6 protein-coding genes are annotated in these 5165 nt (G+C 33.4%); 1 reads left to right on the top strand and 5 read right to left on the bottom strand.

Features of this window, described 5'->3' with window-relative positions:
- Positions 1-358 precede the first annotated feature (358 nt).
- On the top strand, positions 359-901 hold the full coding sequence (gene nadD / locus AC30RD_RS06135; protein ID WP_489493480.1) for a nicotinate (nicotinamide) nucleotide adenylyltransferase: 543 nt from the start codon (positions 359-361) through the stop codon (positions 899-901).
- Positions 902-1131: 230 nt separating this feature from the next.
- Here the strand turns inward: nadD and rsfS are convergent, their stop codons facing one another.
- The 5 genes from rsfS to AC30RD_RS06110 form a co-directional block, all read right to left on the bottom strand.
- Positions 1132-1485, bottom strand: a complete 354-nt coding sequence (rsfS, locus tag AC30RD_RS06130; RefSeq protein ID WP_489493478.1) for a ribosome silencing factor — start codon at positions 1483-1485, stop codon at positions 1132-1134.
- Positions 1486-1492: 7 nt separating this feature from the next.
- Positions 1493-3079: an arginine--tRNA ligase gene (argS, locus tag AC30RD_RS06125; RefSeq protein WP_489493477.1), complete on the bottom strand. Its 1587-nt coding sequence runs from the start codon at positions 3077-3079 to the stop codon at positions 1493-1495.
- Positions 3080-3234: 155 nt separating this feature from the next.
- The gene (locus AC30RD_RS06120) at positions 3235-3474 is read right to left on the bottom strand and encodes a twin-arginine translocase TatA/TatE family subunit (protein ID WP_489493475.1); all 240 of its coding nucleotides are present in this window, start codon (positions 3472-3474) and stop codon (positions 3235-3237) included.
- Between the two features lie 90 nt (positions 3475-3564).
- On the bottom strand, positions 3565-4182 hold the full coding sequence (gene gmk / locus AC30RD_RS06115) for a guanylate kinase (RefSeq protein WP_489493473.1): 618 nt from the start codon (positions 4180-4182) through the stop codon (positions 3565-3567).
- Entirely contained in the window at positions 4179-5036 is an 858-nt protein-coding gene (locus AC30RD_RS06110; RefSeq protein ID WP_489493472.1) for a response regulator, read from the bottom strand. Before AC30RD_RS06110 ends, gmk begins: the two co-directional genes overlap by 4 nt.
- Positions 5037-5165 lie beyond the last annotated feature (129 nt).

Genomic DNA, 5165 nt, shown 5'->3' with positions numbered 1-5165 from the left:
AGCCGTTAGGCTTTAAGAGGCAAACTGCTTTGCCTCTGTGCCCGAGCGAAGGCTGTGACTATATGTGAGCCCTAAACCTGAGGATTTTAGTGGCGAACATAGGAGCAGCCCGTTAACCTTGAAGCAAATCAAGCGAGTAAAACGAGCGTGGATTTGCGGTTGATTAAAAGTGAGAAAGTTAGAGAGTGAAAAAGTGAAAAAGTTAGAGAGTGAGAAAATAGGAATATAAATCACTAATTCCCATTTACCAATGTCCAATGTCCAATGTCCAATGTCTAATTTGGTTAAAATAGTTAAGTAGTTAAGTAGTTGAGTAGTTGAGTACTCAATTGACTATTAGCTTATCTAAAGGAGATAGATGAAAATTGCGGTTTTTGGCGGAAGTTTTGATCCGGTGCATTTGGGACATATAAAAATTATAAAAAAGGCCCTTAAGATATTGGATGTTGATAGATTGATAGTGGTTCCCACATATTTAAATCCTTTTAAAAAAAGCTTTAAAGCCTCTCCGACTCTTAGAGCAAGATGGTTAAAAAAAGCGCTTTTACCCATAAAGAAAGTTGATATTTGCCTATATGAGATAAACAATAATAGACCAACATATATGATCGAAACTATAAAATACCTAAAAAAAAGATATCATCCCCAAAAAATATATCTAATAATCGGCGCTGATAATCTAAACTCTTTACATAAATGGTATAAATATAACAAATTAAAACATATGGTTGAATTTGTCGTAGCAAAAAGAGGAAAGGAAAAGATCCCATCCAAATATAAAGTAATAAATATAAATGTGCCAATAAGCGCTACAGAGTTAAGGGAGCATCCAATTAGAAAGTATCTTCCAAAAATCGTAGCAAACGAAATAATTAGATTTTATAAAAAGAATCTTAAATAATTTTATAACCGTTTAGCCATTTAACCATTTTAACCAAATTGGACATTGGACATTAGTAATTGGTAAATGGGAATTGGGAATTTGGAATTGGTAATTAAGCCCTCTCTAATCATCTTGACCCTTACCACCTTACCTCCTTCTCCCCTTACCTCCTTACCTCCTTACCTCCTTCTCCCTTCAGCCTTTCACCTAACCACTCAACTACTTAACAACTCAACCACTCAACCATTTTAACCAAAATAACTACTCCCCTCTTTGCCCTTTTTAATCTCTTCTAAAAACTCTTCTATATTATATTTTTTTCTATAAGCTTCGGTCATGATATGAACTATTATATCTCCAAGATCTATAACAACCCAATCTTCACTACTTTGTATTTTTAAAAAATGCTCTCCCAACGGTTTTAGTTTCTCTTTTAAATAATCGAGCAAAGCCAAAGTGTGTTTATCCCCTAAAGATGTGCCAATAACCACAAAGTCTACAAAATACCCTTTGTCTCTTAGATCAAAAATCTGAACATCTTCGGCTTTTTTCTCTTCTAAAAGCTCTTTTATCTTTTCAGCTCTCTCTTTGATTGTTTTCATTTTGTCCTCACATTTTATATTTTGCCTCAATTCCAAGCATTTTTAGTCCCACTCTTATAGAGAGTGCCACAACTTTAAAAAGTTTTAGAAGTTTATCTTCATCTTGTGAGCCTAAAACTTTATGCTCATTATAAAATCTATGAAATTCTGCCGCAAGAGCTTTTAAATAGTCGGTAACTTTTTGAAGCTCTCTTCTTTCAAAAGCGTCTTCTAAGATTTCTGGAAGAATAAGGGCGATAAAAAGAAGATTTTTAGCATCTTCATTTAAATCTTTCAATTCAACATCTATAATATCTTCTAAACTCTTATGAGCCTTTTCAAAAACGGAATTTATCCTTGCGTGAGCATAATTTACGTAATAGACTGGATTTGAGGCGTCCTGTTTTTTTAAATCCTCCACATCAAACTCAAGATGGGTATCTGCTTTTTTACTCAAAAATATAAATCTCAGCGCATCGGCGCCTATATCTTCCACAACATCGCTCATAAGGATAAAGTTGCCTGCTCTCTTGCTCATCTTATAGGGCTCTTTGCCTTTTAATAAAGATACCATTTGTGCCAAAATGATTTCTAGTTTATCGGGATTAAATCCCAAAAATTTAATAGCCGCTTTAACTCTTGCGATATATCCGTGATGATCAGCACCCCAAATATTTATATAATGATCAAATCCTCTTTTGAATTTGTTGTAATGATAGACGATATCTCCTGCAAGATACGTAGCTCTTCCATCTTCTCTAACTACTACCCTATCTTTTTCATCTCCAAATTGCGTTGATTTTAGCCAAACTTTCCCATCTTTATGATAGACAGCCCCTCTTTCTTCCAAAATCTCCAAAACTTTTGGCCACTCTTTATAAAGCTCTTTTTCGCTAACAAAAGAGTCAAACTCAATGCCGATTTTTTTAAGATCGCTTTTTATAAGCTCCATCATCTGATCTTTTGCCCACTCTGAAAGTTTAGGTATAAAACTCTCATCGGCAAATATTTCAGATCCAAAATAATCAGCCGCCTCTTTTGCAAGATCTAAAATATACTCGCCTCTATAAAACTCATCTGGCCATTTAGTTTCTAACTTTAGTATATTTTCCCTACCTGCCAAATAGATAGATAATCCCAAAAGATATATCTGGTTTCCGGCATCGTTTATATAATACTCTTTTGTTATTTTATATCCTAAATGTTTTCCTATTCTAGATAAAGCGTCTCCTATCACCGCTCCCCTTGCGTGTCCTATATGCAAAGGTCCCGTTGGATTTGCGCTTACAAACTCTAGCAAAATAGTCTCATCTTTGCCATCACTTGCAAACTCCTCTTCGTTTTTTAACGCCCAAGTGGCATAATCGTTTAAAAATTTCTCGCTCAATTTAAAATTTATATATCCTTTAATAGCCTCGACACTTTCAAAAATATCTTCTTCTTTAAAAATATCTGCCAACTCATCGGCGATTATCATAGGGGATTTTCTAAGCTCTTTAGCCATAGAAAAAGCAATAGGAGTAGCATAATGTCCAAAAGATCTGTCTTTTGGTTTTTCTAAAACTATTTTTTTATCAAGATGTTTTGACAACGTCTCAAGGACTTTTTTTCTCAAATTTTATCCTTTTATAGTTGGTTAAATTAGTTAAAATAGTTAAAATTGCTGAGTTGTTAAGTAGATTTATCTAAAAACCACTTAACTACTCAACTACTTAACTACTCAACCACTCAACTACTCAACTACTCAACTATAATTGAATTTCCAAAAAATTATGCCTCTTTTTTTTCTGTAGTATTTGTAGTTTTAGCAGTCTCTTCTTTTGTTTCTATCTCTTTTTTGGCTTCCGCTTTTGCGCTTGAGCCCTCTTCTTCATCCTCTTTCATAGCTTTTTTGAAGTTTTTAATACCGCTTCCCAAACCTTTTGCAAGCTCTGGGATCTTTTTTGCTCCAAAAAGAAGCACAACTATAGCCAATATTATCAGCAATTCCGGCATACTCGGCATACCCATATTTTCTCCTTTTTTTATATTTAAAGATAAGTCAAAACTTTTAACTAAACTAATAATATTACATTTTTTAATCTAATAAAAGCATAAAAATTAAAACTTCGACCACTCTTTAATAAATTTTTCTATTTCTTCGTTTCTATATTTTAGTTTTGCGGCAACGGCTATGGAGATAATCTCCTTTTTTGCTTTTTCAAAGTCGTCGTTTATCAACAAAAAATCAAACTCTCTTAATCTTTTAATCTCCTCTTTTGCGTTCAATAGCCTTTTTTTAATGGTTTCTTTATCATCCGTTCCTCTTTTTTTGAGTCTATTTTCCAACTCTTTTATAGAAGGGGTGGTTATAAAAACCGAAGTCGTAATCTCGTTAAATTTTTTTCTAATACTTTCGTGTCCTTGAACGTCTATATCGAAAACCACAAGTTTTTCCTCGTCCAAAGCCTCAAAAACCGGCCTTAGTGAAGTGCCGTAATAGTTTCCGTGAACATTTGCCCACTCTAAAAAAAGACCCTTTTTAATATCTTCTTCAAACTCCTCTTTTGACACGAAAAAATAGTCAACGCCATCTATTTCATTCTCTCTTTTTGGTCTTGTGGTAGTTGATATACTAAAATAGACGTTATCGATATTTTTTAATATCTCGTTTATCAATGAACTTTTTCCAGCCCCGCTGGGTCCGGATATTACTAATAAACTTCCCTTTTTTATCATTTCTTTTTCTTCTTTTTTTTGTTGAAATTTATCTTTATGGTTATCTCCATACCATCTAAAAGTTCCCTTATGGTGTATAGATCCAAAACGCCCATAAGGGCTTTTATCTTCTCCTCTTTGCTAATCTCTTCTTTTTTTTCTATCTGCTCATTTTTATAATCTTCAAGTTTTTCTAAAATCGCCGGTTTTTCTTCTACTTCCTTTTCTATCTCTTCTTCTAAATTTTCTTCCATCTCTTCTTTGGGCTCTTTTTGAGTCTCTTTTTCTTCTTCTAAAAGCTCTTGGACCTTTTCTAATTCGCTTTTATCCAAAACCCCGCTCTCTTCTATTTCATTCTCCGAAATAAAAGGCTCCTCCTCAACGCTCTCTTCAAACTCTACAATCTCTTCTTTCTCCTCTTTTGGGATGGGTAGATTTTCTTCTATCTCTTTATTTTCAAGTTCTAAAGTCTCGTTTAGTGACAAAATATCCAAAGGCTCTTCTTTTTTTTCTATATCGGCTATCTCTTTGTTTTCATGTTCTTTTTTTATAAACTCTATTTTTGATTTAATGCCTCTTAATAACTCTATCAAATCTGTGGGTAAAAAAGGCTTTGTCAATGTAAAATCAAAACCCTCGATCTGTTCATCTTTTGATGATGTGATAACTCCTATTTGAGAAAATTTAATATTTTTTTTGATCTCTTTTAAAAAATTCTCGTCATACATCTCATCATCAATAAAAACAACATCATATTCGCCGTGAGGCAACTCATAAACGTTGTCGCACTCATCAACCTCAAAGCCGGCTTTAGGAGCGCTAAGTTTCAACATCCTTGATACTACAGGGTTTTTGTTAATAAGAAGCAGATTCATAGTATCTCCAAATTGTAGATTTTGCTATATTTTATAATTTTTTTGCTTTAATAATTGTAAGATATATGATATTTAACCCGGATTTTGCAATAGAATTTGTTGCAGTAGTGCTTTTGCTTGAGATTTAGA

Source organism: Nitrosophilus sp. (genome assembly GCF_982775275.1).
The sequence above is the reverse complement of the archived record's forward strand: the minus strand, read 5'-3'. Positions and strand labels throughout refer to the sequence as shown.

Coding starts and splice junctions, on each gene's coding strand:
- AC30RD_RS06120 (WP_489493475.1), bottom strand. CDS start 3,474: ATGGGTATGCCGAGTATGCCGGAATTGCTGATAATATTGGCTATAGTT.
- AC30RD_RS06110 (WP_489493472.1), bottom strand. CDS start 5,036: ATGAATCTGCTTCTTATTAACAAAAACCCTGTAGTATCAAGGATGTTG.
- rsfS (WP_489493478.1), bottom strand. CDS start 1,485: ATGAAAACAATCAAAGAGAGAGCTGAAAAGATAAAAGAGCTTTTAGAA.
- gmk (WP_489493473.1), bottom strand. CDS start 4,182: ATGATAAAAAAGGGAAGTTTATTAGTAATATCCGGACCCAGCGGGGCT.
- nadD (WP_489493480.1), top strand. CDS start 359: ATGAAAATTGCGGTTTTTGGCGGAAGTTTTGATCCGGTGCATTTGGGA.